At 56.5% G+C, this 25,747-nt stretch carries 21 protein-coding genes and 1 pseudogene; 8 read left to right on the top strand and 14 right to left on the bottom strand.

Annotated features, from left to right (window positions below):
- Window positions 1-46 precede the first annotated feature (46 nt).
- Window positions 47-367 carry a PTS fructose-like transporter subunit IIB gene (locus KGA69_RS21375; RefSeq protein WP_032711368.1) on the bottom strand — a complete coding sequence of 107 codons (321 nt, stop codon included), beginning with the start codon at window positions 365-367 and terminating at the stop codon, window positions 47-49.
- Window positions 368-387: 20 nt separating this feature from the next.
- Complete coding sequence (locus tag KGA69_RS21370) at window positions 388-1,464, bottom strand: PTS fructose transporter subunit EIIC (RefSeq protein ID WP_047043613.1); 1,077 nt, start codon at window positions 1,462-1,464, stop codon at window positions 388-390.
- A gap of 309 nt (window positions 1,465-1,773) precedes the next feature.
- Here KGA69_RS21370 and ptsP point away from each other — a divergent pair, with 309 nt between their 5' ends.
- Window positions 1,774-4,275 carry a phosphoenolpyruvate--protein phosphotransferase gene (ptsP, locus tag KGA69_RS21365; RefSeq protein WP_047050564.1) on the top strand — a complete coding sequence of 834 codons (2,502 nt, stop codon included), beginning with the start codon at window positions 1,774-1,776 and terminating at the stop codon, window positions 4,273-4,275.
- A gap of 37 nt (window positions 4,276-4,312) precedes the next feature.
- Here the strand turns inward: ptsP and KGA69_RS21360 are convergent, their stop codons facing one another.
- The 5 genes from KGA69_RS21360 to KGA69_RS21340 all read right to left on the bottom strand — a co-directional run bounded on the left by KGA69_RS21360 (window position 4,313) and on the right by KGA69_RS21340 (window position 11,432).
- A complete protein-coding gene (locus tag KGA69_RS21360) occupies window positions 4,313-5,278 on the bottom strand; it encodes a PDR/VanB family oxidoreductase (protein ID WP_032714222.1) in 966 nt (321 codons plus the stop codon).
- 56 nt (window positions 5,279-5,334) lie between these two features.
- The gene (locus KGA69_RS21355) at window positions 5,335-6,783 is read right to left on the bottom strand and encodes an NAD-dependent succinate-semialdehyde dehydrogenase (RefSeq protein WP_047043609.1); all 1,449 of its coding nucleotides are present in this window, start codon (window positions 6,781-6,783) and stop codon (window positions 5,335-5,337) included.
- An 18-nt stretch (window positions 6,784-6,801) separates the two neighbouring features.
- Window positions 6,802-7,926: a carnitine monooxygenase, oxygenase subunit YeaW gene (gene yeaW / locus KGA69_RS21350; RefSeq protein WP_045397447.1), complete on the bottom strand. Its 1,125-nt coding sequence runs from the start codon at window positions 7,924-7,926 to the stop codon at window positions 6,802-6,804.
- Window positions 7,927-7,963: 37 nt separating this feature from the next.
- A complete protein-coding gene (locus KGA69_RS21345; protein WP_032714225.1) occupies window positions 7,964-9,571 on the bottom strand; it encodes a BCCT family transporter in 1,608 nt (535 codons plus the stop codon).
- Window positions 9,572-10,346: 775 nt separating this feature from the next.
- Window positions 10,347-11,432, bottom strand: coding sequence for a tartrate dehydrogenase (locus KGA69_RS21340; RefSeq protein ID WP_015367268.1), 1,086 nt, complete (start codon window positions 11,430-11,432; stop codon window positions 10,347-10,349).
- Between the two features lie 82 nt (window positions 11,433-11,514).
- On the opposite strand from KGA69_RS21340, the gene KGA69_RS21335 reads away from it, so the two are divergent.
- Window positions 11,515-12,510, top strand: coding sequence for a LysR substrate-binding domain-containing protein (locus tag KGA69_RS21335; RefSeq protein ID WP_161801883.1), 996 nt, complete (start codon window positions 11,515-11,517; stop codon window positions 12,508-12,510).
- On the opposite strand, the gene puuE is transcribed toward KGA69_RS21335, so the two are convergent.
- The 5 genes from puuE to puuD all read right to left on the bottom strand — a co-directional run bounded on the left by puuE (window position 12,497) and on the right by puuD (window position 18,164).
- Complete coding sequence (gene puuE / locus KGA69_RS21330; RefSeq protein WP_045386357.1) at window positions 12,497-13,762, bottom strand: 4-aminobutyrate transaminase; 1,266 nt, start codon at window positions 13,760-13,762, stop codon at window positions 12,497-12,499. The genes KGA69_RS21335 and puuE overlap by 14 nt on opposite strands.
- A gap of 46 nt (window positions 13,763-13,808) precedes the next feature.
- Window positions 13,809-15,089, bottom strand: a complete 1,281-nt coding sequence (locus KGA69_RS21325) for an NAD(P)/FAD-dependent oxidoreductase (RefSeq protein WP_045397003.1) — start codon at window positions 15,087-15,089, stop codon at window positions 13,809-13,811.
- 2 nt (window positions 15,090-15,091) lie between these two features.
- A complete protein-coding gene (gene puuC / locus KGA69_RS21320) occupies window positions 15,092-16,579 on the bottom strand; it encodes an aldehyde dehydrogenase PuuC (protein ID WP_047050558.1) in 1,488 nt (495 codons plus the stop codon).
- A 249-nt stretch (window positions 16,580-16,828) separates the two neighbouring features.
- Complete coding sequence (gene puuR, locus KGA69_RS21315; RefSeq protein ID WP_002898590.1) at window positions 16,829-17,386, bottom strand: HTH-type transcriptional regulator PuuR; 558 nt, start codon at window positions 17,384-17,386, stop codon at window positions 16,829-16,831.
- Between the two features lie 25 nt (window positions 17,387-17,411).
- Window positions 17,412-18,164 (bottom strand): gamma-glutamyl-gamma-aminobutyrate hydrolase, encoded by a 753-nt coding sequence (gene puuD / locus KGA69_RS21310; RefSeq protein ID WP_161798760.1) that lies wholly within the window; start codon window positions 18,162-18,164, stop codon window positions 17,412-17,414.
- Window positions 18,165-18,389: 225 nt separating this feature from the next.
- Between puuD and KGA69_RS21305 the strand changes: the two genes are divergently transcribed.
- From KGA69_RS21305 to KGA69_RS21290, 4 genes and pseudogenes are all read left to right on the top strand, one after another.
- On the top strand, window positions 18,390-19,808 hold the full coding sequence (locus tag KGA69_RS21305; protein ID WP_045396993.1) for a glutamine synthetase family protein: 1,419 nt from the start codon (window positions 18,390-18,392) through the stop codon (window positions 19,806-19,808).
- A 350-nt stretch (window positions 19,809-20,158) separates the two neighbouring features.
- Window positions 20,159-21,550, top strand: coding sequence for an APC family permease (locus tag KGA69_RS21300; RefSeq protein WP_213292636.1), 1,392 nt, complete (start codon window positions 20,159-20,161; stop codon window positions 21,548-21,550).
- Between the two features lie 744 nt (window positions 21,551-22,294).
- Window positions 22,295-22,539: pseudogene (locus tag KGA69_RS21295) on the top strand (hypothetical protein); the annotation flags it as partial.
- Window positions 22,540-22,593: 54 nt separating this feature from the next.
- Window positions 22,594-23,007, top strand: a complete 414-nt coding sequence (locus KGA69_RS21290; RefSeq protein WP_045396988.1) for a hypothetical protein — start codon at window positions 22,594-22,596, stop codon at window positions 23,005-23,007.
- 141 nt (window positions 23,008-23,148) lie between these two features.
- Here KGA69_RS21290 and KGA69_RS21285 read toward each other — a convergent pair whose 3' ends face one another.
- Window positions 23,149-23,271, bottom strand: coding sequence for a small membrane protein (locus tag KGA69_RS21285; RefSeq protein WP_072251592.1), 123 nt, complete (start codon window positions 23,269-23,271; stop codon window positions 23,149-23,151).
- Between the two features lie 266 nt (window positions 23,272-23,537).
- Between KGA69_RS21285 and KGA69_RS21280 the strand changes: the two genes are divergently transcribed.
- Both KGA69_RS21280 and agp read left to right on the top strand, forming a co-directional pair.
- Window positions 23,538-23,762: a hypothetical protein gene (locus KGA69_RS21280; RefSeq protein WP_015704988.1), complete on the top strand. Its 225-nt coding sequence runs from the start codon at window positions 23,538-23,540 to the stop codon at window positions 23,760-23,762.
- A 442-nt stretch (window positions 23,763-24,204) separates the two neighbouring features.
- A complete protein-coding gene (agp, locus tag KGA69_RS21275) occupies window positions 24,205-25,452 on the top strand; it encodes a bifunctional glucose-1-phosphatase/inositol phosphatase (protein WP_045396982.1) in 1,248 nt (415 codons plus the stop codon).
- 66 nt (window positions 25,453-25,518) lie between these two features.
- Here the strand turns inward: agp and KGA69_RS21270 are convergent, their stop codons facing one another.
- Complete coding sequence (locus KGA69_RS21270; RefSeq protein WP_015367252.1) at window positions 25,519-25,746, bottom strand: YccJ family protein; 228 nt, start codon at window positions 25,744-25,746, stop codon at window positions 25,519-25,521.
- Between the last annotated feature and the right edge of the window lies 1 nt (window position 25,747).

Raw genomic sequence — 25,747 nt, 5'->3', positions numbered from 1 at the left:
CTTCTTTGTCAGCAGTCTGAGAGGCGCGTAGCGCCTCTTTTGGGCTTCAGGCGTTCTGGGAAAGGTGGCTGTCTATCTTGTTCATGATGGCGTCTGCGCGTTTTACCGCATCGCTGATGTTGACGCGCACAATGGTTTTCCCGGCAAAGCGTTCTTCAAACTTAATGCCGATGTCTTTGGTCAGGATGACCATATCGGCAGCGGCGATCTCTTCCGCCGTGAGTTCGTTCTCAATACCAATGGAACCCTGGGTCTCTACCTTAACCTGCCAACCTTTGGCTTTGGCGGCGCTTTCCAGCGACTCGGCGGCCATATAGGTATGAGCGACGCCCGATGGGCAGGCGGTAACGGCGATAATGTGGGTCATAGGGTGTTCCTTCCAGTCTGTTAGTTAATTTCGAAATCAAGATCTAATTCATCGTCGTCCTGGGCGTCGGACGGTTTCTTTTTGGTGAATGCTTTCAGAGTGATGACACAGGCCGCGCTGACGCAGGCGCCGACAAAGAGTGCGGTGACGAAGGCGAGTTTGCCCTGGACCACCGGCAGCACGATAAGCCCGCCCCAGCCGGCATAGCACTGCGCGCCCATCAGCGCGGCGGTAACGCAGCCGCAGGCGGCGCCAATCATGTTGGCGGGAATAACGCGCAGCGGGTCGGCGGCGGCAAAGGGGATGGCGCCTTCGGTCACGCCGACGCAGCCCATCACCAGCGCGGCCTTGCCGGTTTCACGCTCTTCGGCGGTAAAATATTGACGGCCAATCAACGTCGCCAGCCCCATGCCCAGCGGCGGTACGGCGATGCCGACCGCGGCGATTGCCACGACGCTGTAGACGCCCTGAGAGACGCAAATCAGCATAAAGGCGTAGGCCACTTTGTTGACCGGGCCGCCCATATCAAAGGCCAGCATCAGGCCCATAATGATGGCCAGCACCACGATGCTGCCTTCGCGCATCCCCTGCAGCCAACTGGTCAGGTTTGCGGTCAGCGCGCCTACCGGCTCGCCGAGCCCCCACATCATGATCCCGGCGGTGATAAAGGTGCCGACGATGGGAATGATGAAAATCGGCATCACCGAGCGCAGAACTTTATGTACGGGGATTTTTTTCAGGTAATAGACCACCAGACCGCCAATCATGCCGGCTATCAACGCGCCGAAGAAGCCGGCGCCGAAGCTGTTGCCCACCCAGGCGCCAATGGCGCAAGGGGCCAGCGCGGCGCGGTCAGAAATGGAGTAGCCGATATAGGCGGCAAGAAAAGGCACCATCAGCGTCAGCCCGGCGACGCCGATATCAAAGAGCTTCTTCAGATTAGGGTCGGTGGCGGCATCGGGCACCGCGCCTTTGCCATACAACATGACGGACACCGCCAGTAGGATCCCACCCGAGACGACGAAGGGGATCATGTGTGAGACGCCGGTCATCAGATGCTGGCGAGTATTTTTTAGTATTTGCACCAGTTCGTTCATTGCTTGCTCCTGAGCGCTGTGTGGCCCGTGACAGTATTGATGCTTCAACATTAGAAAAAGGGCGGGGTATAAAATAGTAGAGAAAAAGTGCATTTACTGGATATTTGTAAGGTGAGAAAGGAATTGCGATCAACCTCAAATCTTAGCTGTGAAGAGGGTTATGTATGTCCTGTCTGATGAATTGTGATGGTGAGCATAAAAAAGATGTATGTGTACAATAGTCCAGTAATTGCCAGTTTTATCACGTAGTTCATTGCGCCTTCTTTCATTACCTTTGGCTGAAATAACGCATTGCTCAGGAGGAAGGCGATGGCACTGGTAATTGAATTCATATGTGATTTGCCAAATGGCGTGCATGCGCGCCCGGCAAGCCTGGTCGAAACGCTGTGTAACCGCTTTTCATCGGCGGTTGAGTGGCGGAATCTGCGTAGCGACGGTCGCGGGAATGCGAAAAGCGCGCTGGCGATCATTGGTAGTAACACCCTCAAGGGCGACGCCTGTCAGCTGATTATCAGCGGTGAGGATGAAGCCGAAGCATTTGCCGCGTTAACCGCGTTTATCGAAAATGAGTTTCCGCACTGCGATGCGCCGCTACCTGCCGCGCAAGCGCTGGATATCGAGCCGGTGCCGGAATCGCTGTCGCGGCTGAATCCAACGCTGTTTCCTGCGCGCCCGGTCTGCGCCGGCAGTGCGGGCGGTAAGCTGGTTCATCTCAAATCACGCGATCTTCACGACCTTGGCGAACTGCCCGTCGCCGCCGGCCTTGAACAGGAGCAGACGGCGCTGGATAACGGTTTGCGTCTGCTGGTGCAGGATATCGATCTGCGGTTGCTGGACAATGACGGCACCGCCAGCGCGATTCTGCAAGCTCACCGTTCGCTGGCGACCGATGCTTCCCTGCGCCAGCACCTGCTTGGCGGTATTCTTACCAGCCTTAGCTGCGCGCAGGCTATTGTCGCCACCGGCGACCACTTCTGCGCCCAGTTCCGCGATTCCGGCAACAGCTATCTGCAGGAACGAGTGCTGGATGTCCGCGACGTCTGTTTCCAGCTATTGCAGCATATTTACGGTGAAGACCGCTTTCCGGCACCGGGACAACTGCGGGAAGCGGCTATTTGTCTTGCCGATGAACTGACCCCAAGCCAGTTTCTGGAACTGGATAAGTCGCAGTTGAAAGGGCTACTGCTGCGCAGCGGTGGCACCACTTCACATACTGTCATTCTGGCCCGTTCGTTCAATATTCCTACCCTGGTGGGGGTTGACCTGCCGGCGCTGCTGCCGTGGGTCGATACCCAGGTACAGATAGACGGTAATGCCGGGCTGCTGGTGGTGGACCCCAGCCCAGCGGTGGCGCGTTATTATCAGCAGGAGGCCTGGCTACAGGAGCAAATTCAGCAACAGCAGCAGGTATGGCTCGATAAAGCCGGGCAGACGCAAGACGGTATCCGCGTCGAGATTGCCGCCAATATCGCGCATTCGGTGGAAGCGGTGGCGGCATTCAATAACGGCGCGCAGTCGGTTGGGCTGTTCCGCACCGAAATGTTGTATATGGACCGCCCTGGCGCGCCGTCGGAAAATGAGCTCTACAACATCTTTTGTCAGGCGCTGGAGCCGGCCAACGGCCGCAGCATTATCGTGCGGACCATGGATATCGGCGGCGATAAGCCGGTGGCGTATCTCAATATTCCGGCGGAAAACAATCCGTTCCTCGGCTACCGCGCGGTGCGCATTTATGAAGAGTATCAGGCGCTGTTTCATACTCAACTGCGGGCGATTTTACGCGCCTCGGCGCATGGCTCGCTGAAAATTATGATCCCGATGATTTCATCAATGGAGGAGATTCTGTGGGTGAAAGAGCGGCTGGCGGAGGCCAAGCAGTCGCTGCGCGCCGAACAGATCCCGTTTGATGAAAAGATCCCGCTCGGTATCATGCTGGAGGTACCGTCGGTGATGTTTATCATCGATCAGTGCTGTGAAGAGATCGATTTCTTTAGCATCGGCAGTAACGACTTAACGCAGTATCTGCTGGCGGTCGATCGCGATAACGCTAAAGTAACGCGCCACTACAACAGCCTGAATCCGGCCTTCCTGCGCGCGCTGGACTATGCCGTGCAGGCGGTGCATCGTCAGGGAAAATGGATTGGCCTGTGCGGCGAGCTGGGGGCGAAAGGATCGGTGCTGCCGCTGCTGGTTGGCCTCGGTTTAGATGAATTGAGTATGAGCGCGCCGGCAATCCCGGCGACCAAGGCGCGCCTGGCGCAACTGGATAGCCGCGCCTGCCGCCAGCTGCTGAATCAGGCGATGCAGTGCCGTACTTCGCTGGAAGTGGAACATCTGCTGGCCCAGTTCCGCATGCGTCAGCAGGATGTTCCGCTGGTGAGTACCCAGTGCATTACGCTTAATAGCGACTGGCGCAGTAAAGAAGAAGTTCTGAAAGGGATGACCGACAATCTGCTGTTGGCCGGGCGTTGCCGCTATCCGCGTAAGCTGGAAGCCGATCTGTGGGCCCGCGAGGCGGTGTTCTCCACCGGTCTGGGCTTTAGCTTCGCCATTCCGCACAGTAAATCCGAGCATATTGAGCAGTCGACCATCAGCGTCGCGCGGCTGGCGCAACCGGTGATGTGGGGCGATGAAGAAGCGCAATTTGTCATTATGCTGACGCTGAACAAACACTCGGCGGGTGACCAGCATATGCGGATCTTCTCACGCCTGGCGCGGCGGATTATGCATGAGGGTTTTCGTACCGCTCTGGTGAATGCGGCAAGCCCCGAGGATATCGCCGAACTGTTGCGCCGCGAGCTGGAACTGTGATTGTCTCTCCGGCCAGCGCCGCTGGCCGGAGAGTGAGCTATAAATCCAGCACTAACCGGCCGCCTTTAGCGCGTGAGCAGCAGATCAGCATACTCTGCTGGCTGGCTTTCTCTTCATCGCTGTAGTACTGATCGCGGTGGTCGGCTTCACCCTCGAGAATCATCGTTTCGCAGGTGCCGCATACTCCTTCGCGGCACAGGCATTCCACCTTCGCCGCTTTGTTATTCTCAATAACCTGCAGAATGGTCATATCCTGCGGCACGGTAAATTCGCGTCCGGAACGCGCCAGCACCAGCGTAAATGCTTCTCCGCCTTTATCCTCAAGGATAAATTGCTCAAAGTGCAGCTGGCTGGCGGGAACCTGATGCCGTTCGGCGGCGGCTTTCACCGCCTCGTTAAGCGCAGCCGGGCCGCAGGTATAGACGTGGGTTCCGGGCTCGATGTCGGCGAACAGGCGCGACAGATCGAGACGGCTGCCGAGCGCTGAGATGTGAATATTGACCCGGTCGCGCCACGGCGCGGCGCGAAGCGTATCGACGAAAGCATTACTGTCTGCGTCGTGAAAACAGTAATGCAGCTGCCAGTCGGCCTGGCGCTGTTCCAGTTCCGGAATATGCGATAAGAATGGCGTAATGCCGATGCCGCCGGCGATCAGCAGATGCTTGCGCGCCTGTGGCTCGATGGCGAACAGGTTGTTGGGGGTGGACACCGTCAGGGTATCGCCCGGGCGCACCTGCTGGTGCATAAAACGCGAGCCGCCTTTGGAAGGCGACTCAAGACGCACCGCAATCTGCCAGCTGGCGGTATCCAGCGGCGAGCTCATTAGCGAATAGGCATTGCTGTAGCGCTGCTCGCCATCCTGCATCTGGACGATTATATGGCTGCCGCCGCTGAACTCCGGTAGCGGGGCGCCGGTCGACGAGACTAGCGTAAAACGCTTAACCTGGGCGGTGATCTGTTCAACATCGCGAACGATCGTCTCAAACATTTGATAATCAGACATCGCTGAACTCCATCAAAAATCCCGGCGTGGCCAGAGCCGCCGCCGGGAGAATACAGTTACAACCCCTGGCAGAGATACTTCATCTCCAGGTAATCTTCGATACCGTGTTCCGAACCTTCGCGGCCAAGACCTGACTGTTTCACTCCGCCAAATGGCGCGACTTCATTAGAAATCAGCCCGGTATTGATGCCGACCATGCCGTATTCCAGCTGTTCGGAGACGCGCCAGATACGGGCGGCATCGTTGCTGTAAAAATAGGAGGCGAGGCCGTAGATAGTGTTATTGGCCTGCTCAATGACCTCTTGCTCATCCTCAAATTTCACCAGCGCGGCCACCGGGCCGAAAATCTCTTCCTGCAGCAGCAGTGACCCCGGCTGTACGTCGCCGATCACCGTAGGGGTGAAGAAATTACCGCCCAGCGGATGCGCTTTACCGCCGGTTAACAGCGTCGCGCCGCGGGTGAGCGCGTCGTCGAGCAGGGACTGGACTTTGCGTCCGGCGTCGGCGTTGATAAGCGGGCCAATCTGGACATCGGACTCGCTGCCATCGCCCACTTTCAGGGCGGCGACGCGGGCAACGAACTTATCGCAGAATTGGTCGTAGACGGCGCGATGAATATAGAAGCGGTTGACGCAAACGCAGGTTTGCCCGGCGTTGCGGAACTTGGCGATCAGCGCCCCCTCGACCGCTTTATCGATATCGGCGTCGTCAAAGACGATAAACGGCGCGTTACCGCCGAGCTCTAAAGAGAGCTTTTTGATGGATTCCGCGCACTGGCGCATCAGCACGCGGCCGACTTCGGTCGAACCGGTAAAGGAGAGCTTACGCACCCGCTCATCGCCGGTGAACACCGCGCCAATCTCACGCGACTGCCCGGTTACGACGTTAATGACGCCCTGCGGGATCCCGGCCTGATTCGCCAGTTCCGCCATCGCCAGCGCGGTAAACGGCGTTTCATTGGCAGGCTTAATTACCATCGTACAACCCGCGGCCAGCGCCGGGCCGGCCTTACGGGTGATCATCGCCGCCGGGAAGTTCCACGGGGTGATCGCCGCGCAGACGCCCACGCCCTGGCGGATCACCATCAGGCGTTTATCGGCGCCGGGGGAGGGAATTATCTCGCCGTTGGCGCGTTTCCCTTGTTCGGCAAACCACTCGATAAACGAGGCGGCATAGGCGATTTCGCCTTCCGCTTCCGCCAGCGGCTTGCCCTGCTCGGCGGTCATAATCTGCGCCAGCGCGGACTTGTTTTCGAGGATCAGGCGGTGCCAGTTCTTCAATAGCGCGGCGCGCTGGGCGGCGGTAAGCGCGCGCCATGCCGGCAGCGCGGCAGCGGCGGCATCCACCGCCTGCTGCGCTTCCGTCCGGCCCATATTGGGGATCTGGCCGAGCGCCTCGCCGGTGGAGGGATTGCTGACGGCAAGGGTCGTTCCGTCGGCGGCGTCGCGCCAGCTTCCGGCAATCAGCGCCTGCTGGCGAAACAGATTTGAGTGAAATACGGACATAGCCAACTCCTTCAACGATTACGGCTGGAACACCTGGGCGACCAGATTGTGGAAATGCGCGATCCCATGCTCGGAGATACCGCTGCCGCTGTTATCCGCCATAATGCGTCCCTGGCCGCGATAGCCGCGGGACTTCAGCCCCTTTTGCACGCTTTCCACCAGGCGTAAATCTTCCGGGCGGAACACGTCGCGATACCACTCAATCAGCGCCTTCTGATCGTCGGTCAGCTCTTCATTGGTGAAATAGATGTCGTAGTTCTGCAGGGTGGTCTCTTCATCCACCGGGAATTCATAAATGACGGTCATCATGCCTTTGATCGGCGTGACGTTGAGCATGGTGCACGGCCACAGCCAGAAACCGTGGAACGCGGCGTCGGTGCCTTCTTCGAATTTAAATGACTGCTCGGACGGTTTGGCGAAGCCATACTGCAGCGTCCATTTGCCGTGCATGGTGTGCCAGTAACGGTCAACCTGCACGGAATCCGAGAAGCCCGGGTGCGCCGGGCCGCAGTGATAACATTCCAGATAGTTATCGACGATATTTTTCCAGTTCGCCGGGGTAAGGGTGGTAAAGCGCGCCGCCAGTTTCAGCTCATGAACATCCGGGCAGGCTTCCAGCACTTTGTCCTGCAGTCCCGGTAGCTGCGTTTCCACGCTCTCCGCTTGCGGGTTCATATTGATAAACACAAAGCCGGCATACTCTTCAAGGCGCACCGGCACAAGCTTTGCCTTTTCGCTATCGAAGTTCGCTACGTTTTCGCAGTTGCGGGCGTGGGCGAGATTGCCGTCCAGCTTGAAGGCCCAGGCGTGATAGGGGCAGGTAATCACGTTTTTGGCTTTACCTTCACCGCTCAGCAACTGGTGGCCACGGTGCGGGCAGACGTTATAGAAGGCGCGCAGAATGTTGTCGCGACCGCGGACGATAACGATATTTTCGCCGATGATCTCCCGGGTGATGTAATCGTTCGGCCTGGCGACTTCGCTACCGTGGGCGACGCAAATCCAGCTATTGGCGAAGATACGCTCTTTCTCGTGCTCAAACGCCTGGCTGTCGGTGTAAAAACGGGCCGGAATGGTCCAGGCGTCCTGCGGATTGGCGCAAAAGTTAATCGGCAGGGTAAAGTCAGGGCTTAAATTGCTCATGTAGGGTCACCTTGTGATTATTGTCAGTAAGCGTTTTTTACAGCGACTGGCCGTCGCCTTTAAGTACCGCGCCAACCGGCAGCGTCTCGGCTTTAACGATCGGCTCGGGCGTATGGGTTTCTATCTGATGCACAGGCACGTGGGCGTAGTCCTGTTTTAGCCAGCGTACAAAGCCGCCGGTCTTGATCAGTAAAATGGCAAGGAACGGTAAGGCGGTCAGCACCACGGTGGTTTTCATGGTTTCCAGCGAGGCGCCGGTAAACAGAATCGATAGCGGGATGAGGGTGATCACCACGCACCAGAACAGGCGCATGCCGCGATCCGGATCTTCGCCTTCGCGCAGGTTACGGGTACTGGTCGCCGCCATGGTGTAGGCCACCGCATCCATATGCGAGGCGAGGAAAACGATCATCACGAACAGATAGGCGGCGAGGAACAGCTTGCCCGCCGGCAGCGACATCAGCACCTGCTGGACGGCGGTTTCGCCGCCGAGAGACTGCATCACCTGCGGCACGTTAATCACGCCGTTGACGAACTGATGCATGGCATAGCTTTCCATCACCCCGAAGAAGAACCAGCAGCCGGCGGTGCTGCCGAGGATAAGCCCCCAGATCACCTCTTTAATCTTACGTCCGCGGGAGACGCGGGTGACGAACATCGCCACGCCTGGGGTATAGGAGATCCACCACAGCCAGTAGAAGACGGTCCAGTTGCGGGTAAAGGCGCCATCGCCGAGCGGGTCGGTAAACAGGCTCATCTGCAGAAAGTTTTGGCTCGTCAGACCGATGGCGTTGATGATGTTATTGGTGATGAATTCGGTCGGACCAACCAGTAATACCACTAACGGCAGCAGGAACGCTCCCCAGCCGACCATTTTGCTCAGTCGCTGCAGGCCGTTATTGATGCCAATCCACGAGCTCATGCAGAAAATACCGCCGGAGAGCAGGATCACAAACGCCTGGACGGTGAAGTTATCCGGCAGTCCGGTGAGAGCTGACAGACCGCGGGTGAAGGTGGCGGCTGTGACCACCAACGAAATGGTTAACGCGCCGACGGTGGCGATCAGGAACATCAGGTCAACCAGGCGACCCCAGAAGCCCTGCGGATTGACGCCGGTGATCGCCGAAATGATCCCGGAGAGGCTGAGGCCTTTATTTTTCCGCACGTGAAAGTGATAGGCCATGATCAGCGAGGCGAGGGTGTAGGTCGCCCACGCGCTAATGCCCCAGTGGAAGAAAGAGTAGGGGATGCTGTATTCCAGCGCTTTTGCTGAATGCGGCGCAATATTCAGGCCAGGGGTCTGGTAGTAATAAGCCCACTCGGCAACACCCCAGTACAGCGTAGAGGAGCCGAGTCCGGCGCAAATAAACATAAACAGCCATGAGAGAGTGCTGTATTCGGCTTTGCCTTCGCCGAGCCGGATATTGCCGTATTTGCTGGTGGCCAGATACAACACCAGTCCCAGCGCCAGAAGTACCAGCACCTGTACCGCGGAACCCAGCAGGCGGGTGACGCCGTTAAAAATCGAATTAGCCGCCTGCGCGGTTTGTTGGGGGAAGAGACTTAATGTAGCGGCGATGAAAACAATGGCCGCCAGGCTGATGACAATCAGCGGCACATCTTTTTTCTTTACGTTGCTCAACATGAGTGATCTCCTGGGCACGGTTGCCCGTCGGTGGCTTTAGCCTGTCGTTGTTATCACGCTGTAGGGTCAGGGTTCGTAGCAAAATGCTATTAACAATTGGATTATTTCTTCGTTACATGAATTAAACAATTGGCCGATTCGTGAAGCAATAAAACACGGAACGGAAATAATAAAAGGTGAATTGGCGCAGGTTCTTTCCTTTCGGGAATCAATAAAGTTCGCCGCTGTGATGCGGTTCACTTGTCAATCGTGGGGGATTCTGCATTCAGAGGAGAGAGGGGAGTTGGCAGGCCAGGCGTGCGGGTTTTCCCGGGTAGCGGCTACGCCTTACCCGGGCTACGGTCCGAGCGACCTGCCTTTTATTTATTCACCACGCTGGCTGAAACTGCTGGTGTTGGTGGCCTCAAAATCGCTGAGACGTTCCCGGAAGGCCGGGGCAGCCCGCATGGATGCGGGCTGAGGGCCGTGTTTTGCAAGGACGCTGCCTCGGCCCGACCCGAAGCCTGCAGGGATAAGTCGAAGGTACCACGAAGTGGCGATTTTGGCGGCCAGAGCCCGGGAGTACAGAGGGCGGCGGCGAATGGCCGCCCTCTGTGCGCTCCCTGCGCCATGAGAGCCATAACGCAGAAGAAATATCGGGAGCGCAATGTGCTCTGAATTAACACAAAGCACATGTTTTTCCCGGACCAAAACCGTTGCAAACCGATGCGATATCTACATGAGCGTGCCATTGTAGCCCCGGTAAGCGCAGCGCCACCGGGGAGCGGCGGGGTAATTACGCCAAAATGGCCTTGCAGATAGCGTCGCTGACCTGCTGCGTTGAGGCGTTGCCTTTCATGTCCGGGGTTTTCGGCCCGCTGGCGATCACCTGCTCTATCGCCGCCAGAATGCCGTTATGCGCGGCGTGGTAGCGCTCATCGCCGTTGCCAAGGAAATCGAGCATCATCGCCCCGGCCCAAACGGTAGCGATCGGGTTGGCGATATTTTTACCGTAAATATCCGGCGCCGACCCGTGAACCGGTTCGAACAGCGACGGGAAAGTCCGCTCTGGATTGAGGTTAGCCGACGGCGCAATACCGATAGTGCCGGTACAGGCCGGGCCGAGATCCGACAGAATATCGCCAAACAGGTTCGAGCCGACGACCACGTCGAAACGTTCCGGCTGCAGCACGAAGCGGGCGCAGAGAATATCGATATGCTGCTTGTCCCAGCGAATTTCGGGATAGCTTTTGGCCATCTCTTCCACGCGTTCATCCCAGTAGGGCATGCTGATCGCCAGACCGTTAGATTTGGTCGCGGAGGTCAGCGTTTTGCGCGGGCGGCTTTGCGCCAGCTCAAAGGCGTAGCGCAGGATCCGGTCAACGCCGCGGCGGGTGAAGACCGACTCCTGAATCACCACTTCATGCTCCGTGCCTTCATTGGCGCGACCGCCGAGGGCGGAATATTCGCCTTCGGTATTTTCGCGCACCACGTAAAAATCGATGTCGCCGGCCTTTTTACCTGCCAGCGGACAGGGGACGCCGGGGAACAGGCGCACCGGGCGCAGATTGACGTACTGATCGAACTCACGGCGGAACTTCAGCAGCGAACCCCATAGGGAGATATGGTCGGGGACGGTATCCGGCCAACCGACGGCGCCGAAATAGATAGCATCGAAGCCCTGCAACTGCTCGCGCCAGTCGTCCGGCATCATCTTGCCGTGATGGGCGTAATATTCGCAGCTTGCCCACTCCATCTGCTCGAAGCTCAGCGACAGATCCCAACGCTGCGCGGCGGCTTGCAGCACGCGAATACCTTCAGGCAGAACTTCTTTACCAATTCCGTCACCGGGGATGGCGGCAATACGACAGGTTTTTTTCATTCCGGTTCTCACTTTTTAGCGATGATGTTTGACCACCTGCCTATCCTATAATTGACTGGTTCATAATTAATCACGCTAACTGGTGAAACATAAAACACAGATCATGAATAATCTGCCGCTGCTAAATGATTTACGCGTGTTCATGCTGGTCGCTCGCCGGGCCGGTTTTGCCGCCGCCGCCGAGGAGCTTGGCGTCTCACCGGCGTTCGTCAGCAAGCGGGTTTCGCTGCTGGAGCAAACCCTGCATGTGATGTTGCTGCACCGTACCACCCGCCGGGTCACCATTACCGAAGAGGGGGAGCGGATCTACGAATGGGCGCAGCGCATTCTGCAGGATGTGGATGAGATGATGGACGAGCTTTCCGACGTGCGTCAGGTACCGCAGGGAACGCTACGAATTATCAGCAGCTTCGGCTTTGGTCGCCGGGTGGTCGCCCCCGCGCTGTCGGCGCTGGCCCGCCAGTACCCGCAACTTGAGCTGCGCTTCGATGTCCAGGACCGTCTGGTGGATTTGGTCAATGAAGGGGTGGATCTCGATATTCGCGTCGGCGACGATATCGCGCCGAATCTGATTGCCCGCAAGCTGGCGACCAACCACCGTATTCTCTGCGCGTCGCCGCAGTTCCTTGCCCGCCACTCGCCGCCGAAACAGCTAAGCGACCTGGCAGCCTTACCCTGTCTGGTGATTAAAGAGCGCGATCATCCGTTTGGCGTCTGGCAACTGCACAGCAAAGAGGGCCAGCACGCGATCAAGGTAACCGGGCCGCTCTCCTCCAACCATGGTGAAATTGTGCATCAGTGGTGTCTGGATGGACAGGGGATTGCATTACGTTCATGGTGGGATGTCAGTGAAAATATCGCCAGCGGCCATTTGGTACACGTGCTGCCGGACTATTATCAGCCCGCCAACGTCTGGGCGGTCTACGTGTCGCGGCTGGCGACCTCAGCCAAAATTCGCACCACCGTGGAGTTTCTGCGCCACTATTTTCAGCAGCACTATCCCCAGCAGTGTATCGTCAGCAGTGAGGAAAACAGCCGGCGACCAGCGCCGCCGGCGGAGGGCGTTACAGACGAGTGACGCTCTGCAGGATCGTCAGCGCGCGGGAGAATTGAGCATCCGGGATGGTCAACGGATAGAGGAAGCGAATAACGTTGCCATACTGGCCGCAGGTCAACAGCAGCAGGCCCTGCTCCAGCGCCTGCTGCTGGATTTTCTGCGCAATCGCCGCCGACGGTTCGCCGGTCGCCGGATCGAAGAACTCGGCGGCGATCATCGAACCCACGCCGCGCGCTTCCACCAGCGCCGGACACCAGCCCTTAACTTCCTGTAGCGTCGCCAGCAGGCGCTCGCCGAGGAACTGCGCGCGCTCGCACAGCGCTTCGTTATCAATGATATCCAGCACCGCATGCGCGGCCGCCACCGCCAGCGGGTTGCCGGCGTAGGTGCCGCCTAAGCCGCCCGGCGCCGGGGCATCCATGATCTGCGCGTTACCGACCACGCCGGAAAGCGGCATGCCGCCCGCCAGGCTTTTAGCCATCGTCATCAGATCCGGTTTATCGGCATAGTGATCCATGGCGAACAATTTACCGGTGCGGGCGAAGCCGCTCTGTACTTCATCGGCAATCATCACGATGCCGTGCTCATCGCAGAGGCGGCGTACTGCGGCAACCAGCTCTTTCGGCGCGACGTTAAAGCCGCCTTCGCCCTGTACCGGTTCGAAAATAATCGCCGCCACCTGTTTGGCTTCGATATCGGCTTTGAACAGGCGTTCAAGGGCGGTAATCGAATCGGCGGTGCTGATACCGTGCAGTGCTGACGGGTACGGCACGTGGTATACCGAGCCGGGGAACGGCCCGAAGCCCAGTTTGTACGGCGCGACCTTACCGGTTAGCGCCATCGTCATATAGGTACGGCCATGGAAACCGCCGCCGAAGGCGATAACGCCGGGGCGTCCGGTATGGGCACGGGCGATTTTCACCGCGTTTTCTACCGCTTCCGCGCCGGTAGAGAAGAAGGCGGTTTTTGCCGGGCCTTTGACCGGCGCCAGTTCGTTGAGCTTCTCCGCCAGCGACACATAGCTTTCATAAGGCACGATCTGATAGGCGGTATGGGTAAATTGCTGTAGCTGCTGTTCAACCGCGGCGACCATCCGCGGATGGCGATGGCCGGTATTCAGCACCGCGATGCCGGCGGCGAAATCGATATATTCATTGCCTTCGACATCGGTCAACGTGGCGTTTTGTGCGCTCTGGGCAAAGAAGTTGCACATAACGCCCACGCCGCGCGGGGTAGCGGAAAGACGACGCTGATGGAATTCATTGTTGCTCATAATAAACACCCTTTAGCAAAAGTTAATCACGGAACCGAACGGCAAATCAGACCCCAAGGCGATCGCGCAGGCTGTAGTAGGCGGCGCCCATGGCGGTAAAAGGAATTCGCAGGCTGCGCCCGCCCGGGAACGGGTAGTGCGGCAGTTTGGCGAAGGCATCGAAGCGCTCGGCATCGCCGCGCAGCAGTTCTGAAATCAAGCGTCCGGCCAGATGGGTACAGGTCACGCCGTGACCGCTGTAGCCCTGCATGTAGTAAATATTGTTATCCAGACGGCCGAACTGCGGCATACGCGACAGGGTCAGCAGGAAGTTGCCGGTCCAGCGGTAGTCAATTTTCACCCCCTGCAGCTGCGGGAAGGTTTTCAGCAGCTTCGGCATAATCAGCCGCTCTACGTCGTCCGGGTCACGGGCGCCGTAGACCACGCCGCCGCCGTACAGCAGGCGGTTGTCGCCGGTAAGACGGTAGTAGTCCAGCAGGTAGTTACAATCTTCCACGCAGTAGTTTTTCGGGATCAGCGAGCGGGCTAAGTCTTCCGACAGCGGAGCGGTCGTCACGACCTGAGTGCCGCACGGCATGCTGCGTTTTGCCAGCTCCGGTTCAAGCTTGTCGCCGAGATAGGCGTTACCGGCGACGATCACGTAGCGCGCGGTTACCTGGCCGCGCGCGGTACTGACCACCGCCGGGCTGGTGTGCTGAATTCGGGTCACCGGCGACTGCTCATACACCCGGCCGCCGTTAAGACGAATGGCGTCCGCTTCGCCGATGGCGAGGTTCAGCGGGTGAATATGGCCGCCGCTGTGGTCGAGCAGGGCGCCGACGTAGCGGTCGCTGTCTACTTCGCGACGAATGGCATGGCTGTCGAGCAGTTCCAGTTGGGTATTGCCGTAGCGCTCCCAGTTGGCTTTTTGCTCTTCCAGCGTTTCCATTTGCTTATGGTTCATGGCCACAAACAGGCCGCCTGGGCGGTAATCGCACTGGATCTGGTAGCGCTGAATGCGTTCGCGAATAATATCGCCGCCTTCGAACATCATGCTGCCGAGCATTTTGGCCGCATCCGGGCCGTAGTTCTTCTCAATAACGTCGATATCGCGGCTATAAGAGTTAACCAGCTGTCCGCCGTTGCGGCCGCTGGCGCCGAAGCCGATACGCGCGCCTTCCAGCACCACCACGTCGTAGCCCATTTCGGCCAGATGCAGGGCCGAGGAGAGGCCGGTGTAACCGCCTCCGACGACGCAGACGTCACAGTTGATTGATTCCTCCAGCGTTGGGAACGGTTCATACTTGTTGGCGCTGGCGGCGTAGTAGCTAGTGGTATGTTCAGTCATGATCAAGACTCCAGAGCAATCCAGATGGTTTTCAGTTCGGTGAATTTTTCCAGCGCGTGCAGCGATTTATCGCGCCCGTTGCCGCTCTGCTTATAGCCGCCGAACGGGACGGTCATATCACCATCGTTGTAGTTGTTGACGAAGACTGAGCCGGCCTTCAGGCGGCGACTCATGCGGTGGGCGCGCGACAGATCGCGGGTCCACACCGCGGCGCCGAGACCGTAGTCGCTGTCGTTGGCCAGCTGCAGCGCCTGTTCTTCGCTTTTGAAGCGCGTGACCACCAGCACCGGGCCGAAGATCTCTTCGCGGCTGAGGGTTGAGGACGGGTCGACATCGACGAAAATGGTTGGGCCGACGGCGGCTGGCCACGGATTTTTCCGCCCGTCGAGGAATAGCGTGCTTTTGGCCTCACCGCCGCGGATAAAGCTGTGCACGCTGTCGGCATGGGCGTTATCAATTAACATCCCCATGGTGGTATCGGGATCGAGCGGATTGCCCGGCTGCCAGTTTTGCGCCTGGGCTTTCAGTAATGCCAGGAACTCGTCGGCGATGCTCTCTTCCAGCAGCAGGCGGGTGCCGGCGATGCAGACCTGCCCCTGGTTATAGAAGATACCGCCGGCGGTGGCGTTGACCGCTTTTTGCAGATCCGGACAGTCGGCGAAGACGATATTGGCGCTCTTGCCGCCGGCTTCCAGCCACACGCGCTTCATGTTGCTGTCGCCGGCATCTTTCAGCAGCTGTTTGCCGGTACGGGTGGATCCGGTGAAGGTGATGACTTCAACGTCAGGATGCAGCGCCAGCGCCTGCCCGGCCTCGTGGCCAAAGCCGCTGACCACGTTTAACACCCCGTCCGGAAGTCCGGCTTCTTTTGCAAGCCCTGCCAGACGCAGGGCGGTGAGCGGCGATTTTTCCGAGGGTTTGAGGATTACGCTATTGCCTGCCGCCAGCGCCGGGCCGAGTTTCCAGCAGGCCAGCAGCAGCGGGAAGTTCCACGGCACCACCGCGGCCACCACGCCAATCGGTTCACGAACGATCATTGCCAGCTCGTTGCCGCCGGTGGGCGCCACTTCGCCATAGACTTTATCCAGCGCTTCGGCGTACCAGCGAATGGCGCGGGCGGCGCCGGGAATATCGTCGCGCAGGCTGTGGCGGATCGGTTTGCCGGTATCGAGCGTTTCCAGCAGCGCCAGCTCTTCACGATGGGTTTCCATCAGGTCGGCAAATTTCGTGAGAACCGCTTTACGCCGGGCCGGGGAGGCCTGCGACCAGTCGCCGTTATCAAAGGCCTGGCGCGCGGCTTTCACTGCCCGTTCGACGTCGGCTTTTTTACCGCGGGCGACCTGCGCTAATGTCTGCTGTGCGGCAGGGTCGATAGTCTCGAAGGTGGTATTATCGGCCGCGGCGCAATATTCGCCGTTAATAAATAAGCGCGTTTCAATGGCCAGGTTTTTCGCTTTTTCCTGCCAGTAAGCCAGGTGCTGAAAATTCATCATGACTCCTTAAAAACATCATCGGCAAAATATAGGGTTCGGCGTTTTCAGGGGCTCAGGGCGCAGGGCGTCCCCGGGGTAGAAAACCGTCTCTTCGCCATTCACTGGCGTTAATTATCTTTGGGCCAGCAGGAAATAAGATTTCCGCGCTGCGCAGGTATTATTACTGCGAGTTCTTCGCCGCGGCGGAAATATTACATCCGCCGCGGCAGGCCTGAAGAAAGCCTGAAACCTGCTCAGGCTAAGAAATTAGAATGTGGTGGGGGTGTGGGCACTGATAATGCGGCAGATACCTGCCGAGGTGTTGCTGAAGCTATGAGGGATGCCGGTATTAATGGCATAGCTCTGTCCAGCCACCAGGTGGTACGACTGACCGTTAATCGTCAGCACGATTTCACCTTCCAGTATGGTGCCTATCTCCTCACCCTGATGCTTTATTCTCTCCCCGGTTGTGGTCCCAGGCTGGTAAGTTTCAAAAATCATCGCCAGCGTACGGTTCGGATTTCCGTTATGAACCAGTTTCATTGAAACGCCCTGACTCCCCATTTCGATAAGGTCGTCCTGATTAATGACGACCTGCGGTTCATCCGGCTTTTCGGGTTCAGAAAAGAATTCCGAGAGCGACAGCCCATATACTTTCAGCAGCTTTTGCAGCGTACTGATGGCAGGACTGACTTTGTCCTGCTCTATGGTGCTGATGGCACTATGTGTTAACCCAGACAGTTCGGCGGCACGACGCTGTGAAAGACCCAGCTGTTGGCGGATCTCTGACAGACGTTTCCCTGGCGCCAGTCCGTCATCGCTCATATTTGCATTTCCTTAACTGTAGTGGTCAGAGCCGCCGCTTTTCGGCGACATGGCTCTGACAGGCGGTGATAAAACCATCAAACAACATACGCGACAGGGCGTATTCGCTACTGTTCCATTCAGGATGCCATTGTACGCCCAGCGCGAAAGGGTGGTCGTTGACGCTGACCGCCTCAACCAGCCCATCCGGTGAACGGGCCTCCACGCGCAGACGCGAACCCAGCGTTTTTGCGCCCTGGCCGTGTAGCGAGTTTACCCAAAACGTGTTGCAGCCCGGTATTAACTGAGAAAGTAAACCTCCTTCCTGCACCTCCACCTGGTGGGACGGCGCATACTGCTGCTCCACCGGTAGTTCAGGATCTTCGCGATGCTCCAGCAGTTCCGGCTGTTCAAACAGACGACGATACAGAGTCCCGCCAGTGGCGACAACCAGTTCCTGCAGCCCTCGGCAGATGGCGAAAATGGGGATGCGCCTTTCGAGCGCGGCGTTAATTAGCGCCATGCTCAGAAGATCACGCCCGGGGTCGGCGTCAGGCTCATCGCCGTTTTCACCATAAAGGTGCGGCTGCACGTTGCTGGGGCTGCCTGGCAGGTAGATCCCGTCCAGTTTATCGACTAACGCATCCAGCAGTTCCGGCTCGGCCAGCGCGTGCGGCAGGGCAATCGGCAGTCCGCCAGCGTTAACAATGGCATTCAGGTACTTTTCTTGCAGAGTCTGGGTCTGGTGACCCTTAAGCCTGTTTCTACACATCACGACGCCAATAACTGGCTTGTACATTATATTTTCCATGATCGCCCTCACAAAGTGGACTAAATTATGACCGCCAGTGGCTGATAAACGGCCATATCGTTCAATATTTTCTCAATCTAGCAGTGGAAATAGCCGTTTGCAAACTTAATTTAACATTTGACAAACATTTTGTTTGCATACACATTCGAAGGGTGGACATTATATTTGACGTTTTCAGTCAGGGTCCGAAAACTAAAACAACGGCGGTGAATCATGGAAACCAATATCGTAGAAGTTGAGAATTTTGTTCAGCAGACGGAAGAGAGACGGGTAAGCGCGTTCGCTAAAGAAGTGAAGCGCTACCTCGAAACCTACCCCAACACTCAGTACGTCGATGTACTCCTCACAGACCTTAACGGCTGCTTCCGCGGCAAACGCATTCCGGTCGCCAGCCTCAGCAAGCTCGAGAAAGGCTGCTACTTCCCGGCGTCCGTTTTCGCGATGGATATTCTCGGCAACGTGGTGGAAGAGGCCGGGCTTGGCCAGGATATGGGCGAACCGGACCGCAGCTGCGTCCCGGTATTAGGTACGTTGACCCCTTCGGCCGCCGATCCGGAATACATCGGCCAGGTCTTGTTGACCATGGTTGATGAAGATGGCGCTCCCTTTGACGTTGAGCCGCGGAACGTACTCAACCGCCTCTGGCAGCAGCTCCGCCAGCGCGGATTGTTCCCCGTGGTAGCGGTAGAGCTGGAGTTCTATTTACTCGATCGCAAACGCGATGCCGAAGGCTACCTGCAGCCGCCGTGCGCGCCCGGCACCGACGACCGCAATACCCAAAGCCAGGTCTATTCCGTTGATAACCTCAACCATTTTGCCGATGTACTGAATGATATTGATGAACTGGCCCAGTTACAGCTGATCCCGGCGGATGGCGCGGTGGCCGAAGCCTCTCCGGGGCAATTCGAAATCAACCTCCACCACACCGATAACGTGCTGGATGCGTGCGATGATGCGCTGGCATTAAAACGTCTCGTGCGTTTAATGGCGGAGAAGCATAAGATGCACGCCACTTTTATGGCGAAACCTTATGAAGAGCATGCGGGTAGCGGGATGCATATCCATATCAGCATGCAAAACAATAAGGGTGAAAACGTGCTGGCGGATGCGGACGGCGAGGATTCAGCCCTGCTGAAACGCGTGCTGGCCGGGATGATTGACCTGATGCCGGCGTCGATGGCGCTGCTGGCGCCGAACGTGAACTCGTATCGTCGCTTCCAGGCGGGCATGTATGTGCCGACGCAGGCGTCATGGGGGCATAACAACCGTACGGTAGCGCTGCGTATCCCGTGCGGCGATCGACATAACCACCGCGTTGAATACCGCGTAGCCGGGGCGGACGCCAACCCGTATCTGGTGATGGCGGCGATTTTCGCCGGCATCCTGCACGGCCTGGATAATCCGCTGCCGCTGCAGGAAGAGGTGGAAGGTAACGGTCTGGAACAAGAAGGCTTGCCGTTCCCGATCCGCCAGAGCGACGCGCTGTGGGAGTTTATGCAAAACGATCATCTGCGGGAGCGTCTTGGCGAGCGTTTCTGCCACGTTTACCACGCCTGTAAGAATGATGAGTTACTGCAGTTTGAGCGTCTTATCACAGAAACCGAAATTGAGTGGATGTTGAAAAACGCCTGATGTTCGCCCCGTAAGGGGCGCATTAGTTTAATCAGTAGCATCATACGGCCTGAGCGGAGCCTGGTCGTCCTTTTTGCTGGGAGCCCAGCCATTTCCCGGATGTCGCGTTAAGGAGCGCAGGCGGCAACGGGGCTTCAGTTAACGACACAGTGTGTGACGAGGAAATGAGATGATGCAGATGTTCAAATATCCGCAGGGAGAAGGGGGCCTCTTTGGCCGCATTGGATGCCAACTTACCGCCGTTCATCGGTCCGTCTTACCCTTTTATTTACGTCTTACCCCCTTGCTAAGCAGGTTTGTTACCCGGTCTTTGTGCCCGCAAACTGTCGTCGGCATGGGGGGAATGCGTCATGGCTGCTAATCTTCCTGCAGAAAACGCCGCTCAGGCGGGAAAACCGCGTCTGCGTAAATCGCTCAAACTGTGGCAAGTGGTGATGATGGGGCTGGCTTATCTGACCCCCATGACGGTGTTTGATACCTTCGGCATCGTTTCCGGCATCAGTAATGGCCACGTTCCAGCCTCTTATCTGCTGGCGCTGGCTGGGGTGCTATTCACCGCCATCAGCTACGGCAAGCTGGTGCGCCAGTTCCCGGAAGCGGGTTCGGCCTACACCTATGCGCAAAAATCAATTAGCCCGCATATCGGTTTTATGGTCGGCTGGTCCTCACTGCTGGACTATCTGTTCCTGCCGATGATTAACGTCCTGCTGGCGAAGATCTACCTCTCCGCGCTGTTTCCGGAAGTGCCGCCGTGGGTGTGGGTGGTGACCTTTGTCGCCATTCTGACCGCGGCGAATCTGAAAAGCGTCAACCTGGTGGCCAACTTCAATACCTTGTTCGTGCTGGTGCAGATCTCCATCATGGTGGTGTTTGTGATTCTGGTGGTACAAGGGCTGCATAAAGGCGAGGGCGTTGGTACCGTCTGGTCGCTGCAGCCGTTTATCAGCGAGAATGCGCATTTGATCCCGATTATTACCGGCGCGACGATTGTCTGCTTCTCGTTCCTCGGCTTTGACGCCGTTACCACGCTTTCAGAAGAAACCCCGAATGCCGCGCGGGTGATCCCGAAGGCCATCTTCCTTACCGCGATGTACGGCGGCATTATTTTTATCGTCGCCTCGTTCTTTATGCAGTTGTTCTTCCCGGATATCCATCGTTTTAAAGATCCGGACGCCGCGCTGCCGGAAATTGCGCTGTACGTCGGCGGCAAGCTGTTCCAGTCGATTTTCCTGTGCACCACTTTTGTTAATACCCTGGCATCGGGCCTGGCGTCGCACGCCAGCGTGTCGCGCTTGCTGTACGTGATGGGCCGCGATAACGTCTTCCCGGAGCGCATTTTCGGCTATGTGCATCCGAAATGGCGTACCCCGGCGCTGAACGTGATTATGGTGGGCATCGTCGCGCTGTCGGCGCTGTTCTTCGACCTGGTGACCGCGACGGCGCTTATCAACTTCGGCGCGCTGGTGGCTTTTACCTTCGTTAATCTCTCGGTATACAACCACTTCTGGCGGCGCAAGGGGTATAACAAAACCTGGAAAGACCGCTTCCACTATCTGCTGTTGCCGATGGTTGGCGCGCTGACCGTGGGGGTGCTGTGGTTGAACCTTGAGGCGACCTCGCTGACGTTGGGTCTGGTGTGGGCCGCGCTGGGATTGCTTTATCTGACCTACCTGACCCGCCGTTTCCGTAAACCGCCGCCGCAGTTTGACGCGACGAAAGCGGATCAGGCCTGGGAGTCGTAATTCGCCGTTACTATGACAACAAGGCAGGCAAGCCTGATGTCGAATAAGGGCTCCATGTTTATCATGGAGCCCTTTTTAATGACTTGAATATCTGCTTTACCCCATCTTTTGTTTTTTTGTCGACTTTAAATGAATGTTTTTTATTTCCGCTGTGAATGTAATGGGCTGGTAATATTATATATTATGGAATAATAAACTTATATTTTAATTTTGTGTTGCCGGGCGTATTATTTTTGAGTGACCCTGTTTTATCAAAAGGATATTTGGTTGTGACAGAACAAACGAAAATAATTCAATTACAGGATACGTTAAACCGTTATTTGCTTTACTTTCCTCGAAGCAAAAATATGGCTGCCGATGTGTATTCTTTTATAGGCGAAGAGACGCTCAGTAAGCCGTGTATTTGACTATAAAGTAGGTAAATTCTGGGAAGATCTACTGCATCGTGCAGACTGGCGCGATCCTTTGAGTTTGAACCAACAGGCAATTGAATATTATCGTTCCGGTAAATTGCCTGCAGCTGTAACCAAATTCTTTATGAACAAACCGAATGAAGTTTTACCCACGGGCAAGTTTGGAGTGTTAAACGAATTTAACAATGCGACCAGGGTGAGGCCATCCCGCGATCTGGCTGCCGGTAATCAGAAAGTGGCAAACCTGCAGTGGGAGATGCCGAAACCCAAAAGTGACAGGGAACTGGGTATAGGAAACCAACGGTCAGCTCTCGATATTTAGGGAATATTTATGAAGCAGACATACACATCAGGGACCGTTCTGGCGGCCATGCTTATGGTCGTTGGATGTCAGGCGCAACAACCGCCGACGCAGGTTATTATCGTTTCGATGACCACCGTTATCTGGAGCTGAAGGGTTGGGACTGTGAGGGCGAACTCTGGTACACGGATACGCTGAGGGGGATTCATACTGAGCCGGTAAGTCAGTTCTACCGAATTTTTACCAAAAAATTTATCCACCCTTCTGATCGCTATACATTACCGCGGAACTGAATTTATCGTCTGGGTACGTGGGGAGATAACTTCTGTGTGGATGCATTGAGGAGGGTACTGGAGCATCTGAACATCCCTAACGCCAACGCCTGTGAAGTGGAATACCTTACCGAGTGTCCTGAATACGGCATTGTGGGTAAATGGATCGCTGCGCCCGATGACAACGTCATTAACCGAATCGTCATTACTGTCGATATGCATGAAGAAGACAGTGATTCAAAAAGTATGGAAAGCGCCTGTGCGTTTTCGTTCACTAATCACTATGTCAGAGTATCAGGCGAAAAGCCGGTATATCTTTACCAGCCGATGTCCGGCATTGCTGATGTAGAAGAAAAGATCCCAGTCTATCTGGAGGTTAAGTCCGTTACTGCGCCTAAAACACTGTGGTATACAGGATTGCCCAGAGTGGATAAATACCCATTATTGCTTTTGGCGCCGGTGTGTCATTGACTGTTTTAGCCGTCAATAAGGCATATCAACATATGGGGTATTGAGCTGAATTTTATTGTATTTACGGGAAGAAGCCGACCGTGAGATCGGCTCCTGTCCCTGTTAATACGCAGCCCGGGTGTAAAGATTGGCAAAGTGAAATTATTTCTTTTTTTTATCGGTTGGCAACTGAGCGGCGCGGCGTTCTTTGATATAGGACACCAGACTGTAGACGGCGACTCCCAGCAGAGCAATCGCCACGATAAAGAGCACAAAACCCGACATAAATTAACCTAATGAGTTGTTTAAACAGAAGAAAAAATAACGCCTCACGAAGACGATATCATCGGGATGTTTCCGAAAGATGACCTAAAAGTGCCAAAGGCATCCGGCATGGCTCGTTATGTTAAAGTATTGATGGTGTTAATGGGTTTATGACGCTCTGTGGGCGTCCTGGCGTTGGATGTAACACTCCGTTAAGTCAATTTACAGACGAACGGGGCTGCGGCTGTTACGCTAATCGTTGAATGAGAATTTTCTGAGAGTAATGCATGTTTAAAACAAGTCTCGCCGGCCTGCTTGCTTCGGCGCTTATGCTGACGGCTTTTGCCAGTTGGGCGCAGTCGGAAAGCCAACAGGTTCGCGAACGAATTGTCGAGCAGGTGTTAAAACCCTGCGAAGGTAAAAAGGCCGGGGATAAAGTGGTGATGGTCGACCGCCGGGGCGGCGAACATGAAGCGATTTGTACGCTGGCGGCGGTGCCATTACCGGAATAGGTAGCCGCTTTCGCCACTCCCTCTGCGACACTCATCCTGACTCTGTTTTATGCCTTCGGTAGCGGTTAAGATCATACCAACTGAGGTACTCGCGGGTTATGGCTTGCGCTTTATCCGGGCGACCTGCCGTTAATTTATTCACCATGCAGGCTGAAACTGCCGGTGTTGCGGCCTCAAATCCCCGGTGGCGCTGCCGCTTACCGGGGCTACAGCGCTTTGCGATTTGGTAGCCCGGAGAAGGCGCAAAGCGCCGCGTCCGGGAAAACTCCTTAAGAAAGTTGCCAACCGATAACCGTATCTACGGTCCTGAATCTGCCGCTCCCGGCCATCTCTGAAGTGTTAAAAAAGCGACCGACGCCTCAGTTTGTGAGCCATTGCCCGCAAAAATGCCATAAATCCGTCACAATGATGGCGATGATAATAAATGACTGAGGATGAAGGGATGAAAAAAAGTCTACTCGCTGCCGCAGTGGCCGGGGCCGTATTGTTATCCGCCGGCGTGCAGGCGCAGGACGCCGTTGCGCCTGAGGGCTATCAACTGCAACAGGTGCTGATCATGAGCCGCCATAACCTGCGCGCGCCGCTGGCCAATAATGGCAGCGTACTTGAGCAGTCGACGCCGAAATCCTGGCCGCAGTGGGATGTACCAGGCGGTCAGTTGACCACCAAAGGCGGCGTGCTGGAAGTCTACATGGGTCACTATATGCGTGAATGGCTGGCGCAGCAGAAGCTGGTGACCAGCGGCGAGTGCCCGCCGGAAAATGCGGTTTACGCCTACGCCAATAGCCTGCAGCGCACCGTTGCAACCGCGCAGTTCTTTATCACCGGCGCTTTCCCGGGCTGCGGGGTGCCTGTGCATCATCAGCCGCAGATGGGAACCATGGATCCTACTTTCAATCCGGTCATTACCGATGATTCAGCCGAATTCGCGCAAAAAGCGGTGCAGGCGATGGAGAAAGAGCGTCAGGGGATGCAGCTCGCTGAGAGCTACAAGCTGCTGGAAGAGATGACCGACTATCGCAATTCGCCATCCTGTAAAGAAAAGCATGTCTGCTCGCTTAGCGACGGTAAAGATACCTTTAGCGCCAAATATCAGCAGGAGCCGGGCGTCTCCGGGCCGCTGAAGGTCGGCAACTCGTTGGTCGACGCCTTCACCCTGCAATACTACGAAGGTTTTCCGAAAGATCAGGTGGCGTGGGGTGAAATTGCCAGCGATAAGCAGTGGCAGGTGTTGTCGAAGCTGAAAAATGGCTATCAGGACAGCCTGTTTACTTCCGCGGAAGTGGCGCGCAACGTCGCTAAGCCGCTGGTCAAATATATCGATAATGCGCTGGTGGGCGATGGCGCCGGTAAGGCGAAAGTAACGCTGCTGGTCGGGCATGATTCCAACATCGCTTCGCTGCTGACGGCGTTGGACTTTAAACCTTATCAGTTACCTGGTCAGTATGAGCGCACGCCCATCGGCGGCAAGTTGCTGTTCCAGCGCTGGCACGATAGCGGCAGCAATCGCGATTTAATGAAGATTGAGTATGTCTATCAAAGCACTGAACAGCTGCGCAACGCGGATGCCTTGAGCCTGCAATCCCCGCCGCAGCGGGTCACGCTGGCGCTTAACGGTTGTCCGGTAGATGATCAGGGATTCTGCCCGCTGGAAACGTTCAAAAAGGTCATGAACGAGGCGGCAAAATAAAACAAAAAACCCGGAGCAATCCGGGTGAAGAATTAGCGCGGGCGCAATGCCCGCGTAATTGAGCTATCAGACGTTTTTACGTTCGATGGTCTGTTCGCCCCAGAAGAGGCTGTCTTTGTCGGTTTTGGCGAAAGCTCGCGACAGCACCTCATCGCTGCCTTCTTCCCAAATTTTCTCCGCCAGCTTTTCATCGTAATTCGCGAGTTCGAAAATGGCTTCGGCGATTTCCAAAGAGGTATTACGTAAGCTTGCCCATTCGCCCACGTGGTGGGCCTTCGCTTCTTGGTTCGGCATG

The organism is Klebsiella sp. A52, assembly GCF_018388785.1.
GTDB lineage: Bacteria > Pseudomonadota > Gammaproteobacteria > Enterobacterales > Enterobacteriaceae > Klebsiella > Klebsiella aerogenes.
The sequence above is the reverse complement of the archived record's forward strand: the minus strand, read 5'-3'. Positions and strand labels throughout refer to the sequence as shown.

Bases quoted from the DNA above. Each gene is read 5' to 3' on its own strand.
- KGA69_RS21375 (WP_032711368.1), bottom strand. From the start codon at position 367: ATGACCCACATTATCGCCGTTACCGCCTGCCCATCGGGCGTCGCTCAT.
- KGA69_RS21370 (WP_047043613.1), bottom strand. From the start codon at position 1,464: ATGAACGAACTGGTGCAAATACTAAAAAATACTCGCCAGCATCTGATG.
- ptsP (WP_047050564.1), top strand. From the start codon at position 1,774: ATGGCACTGGTAATTGAATTCATATGTGATTTGCCAAATGGCGTGCAT.
- KGA69_RS21360 (WP_032714222.1), bottom strand. From the start codon at position 5,278: ATGTCTGATTATCAAATGTTTGAGACGATCGTTCGCGATGTTGAACAG.
- KGA69_RS21355 (WP_047043609.1), bottom strand. From the start codon at position 6,783: ATGTCCGTATTTCACTCAAATCTGTTTCGCCAGCAGGCGCTGATTGCC.
- yeaW (WP_045397447.1), bottom strand. From the start codon at position 7,926: ATGAGCAATTTAAGCCCTGACTTTACCCTGCCGATTAACTTTTGCGCC.
- KGA69_RS21345 (WP_032714225.1), bottom strand. From the start codon at position 9,571: ATGTTGAGCAACGTAAAGAAAAAAGATGTGCCGCTGATTGTCATCAGC.
- KGA69_RS21340 (WP_015367268.1), bottom strand. From the start codon at position 11,432: ATGAAAAAAACCTGTCGTATTGCCGCCATCCCCGGTGACGGAATTGGT.
- puuE (WP_045386357.1), bottom strand. From the start codon at position 13,762: ATGAGCAACAATGAATTCCATCAGCGTCGTCTTTCCGCTACCCCGCGC.
- KGA69_RS21325 (WP_045397003.1), bottom strand. From the start codon at position 15,089: ATGACTGAACATACCACTAGCTACTACGCCGCCAGCGCCAACAAGTAT.
- puuC (WP_047050558.1), bottom strand. From the start codon at position 16,579: ATGAATTTTCAGCACCTGGCTTACTGGCAGGAAAAAGCGAAAAACCTG.
- puuR (WP_002898590.1), bottom strand. From the start codon at position 17,386: ATGAGCGATGACGGACTGGCGCCAGGGAAACGTCTGTCAGAGATCCGC.
- puuD (WP_161798760.1), bottom strand. From the start codon at position 18,164: ATGTACAAGCCAGTTATTGGCGTCGTGATGTGTAGAAACAGGCTTAAG.
- KGA69_RS21305 (WP_045396993.1), top strand. From the start codon at position 18,390: ATGGAAACCAATATCGTAGAAGTTGAGAATTTTGTTCAGCAGACGGAA.
- KGA69_RS21300 (WP_213292636.1), top strand. From the start codon at position 20,159: ATGGCTGCTAATCTTCCTGCAGAAAACGCCGCTCAGGCGGGAAAACCG.
- KGA69_RS21285 (WP_072251592.1), bottom strand. From the start codon at position 23,271: ATGTCGGGTTTTGTGCTCTTTATCGTGGCGATTGCTCTGCTGGGAGTC.
- KGA69_RS21280 (WP_015704988.1), top strand. From the start codon at position 23,538: ATGTTTAAAACAAGTCTCGCCGGCCTGCTTGCTTCGGCGCTTATGCTG.
- agp (WP_045396982.1), top strand. From the start codon at position 24,205: ATGAAAAAAAGTCTACTCGCTGCCGCAGTGGCCGGGGCCGTATTGTTA.
- KGA69_RS21270 (WP_015367252.1), bottom strand. From the start codon at position 25,746: ATGCCGAACCAAGAAGCGAAGGCCCACCACGTGGGCGAATGGGCAAGC.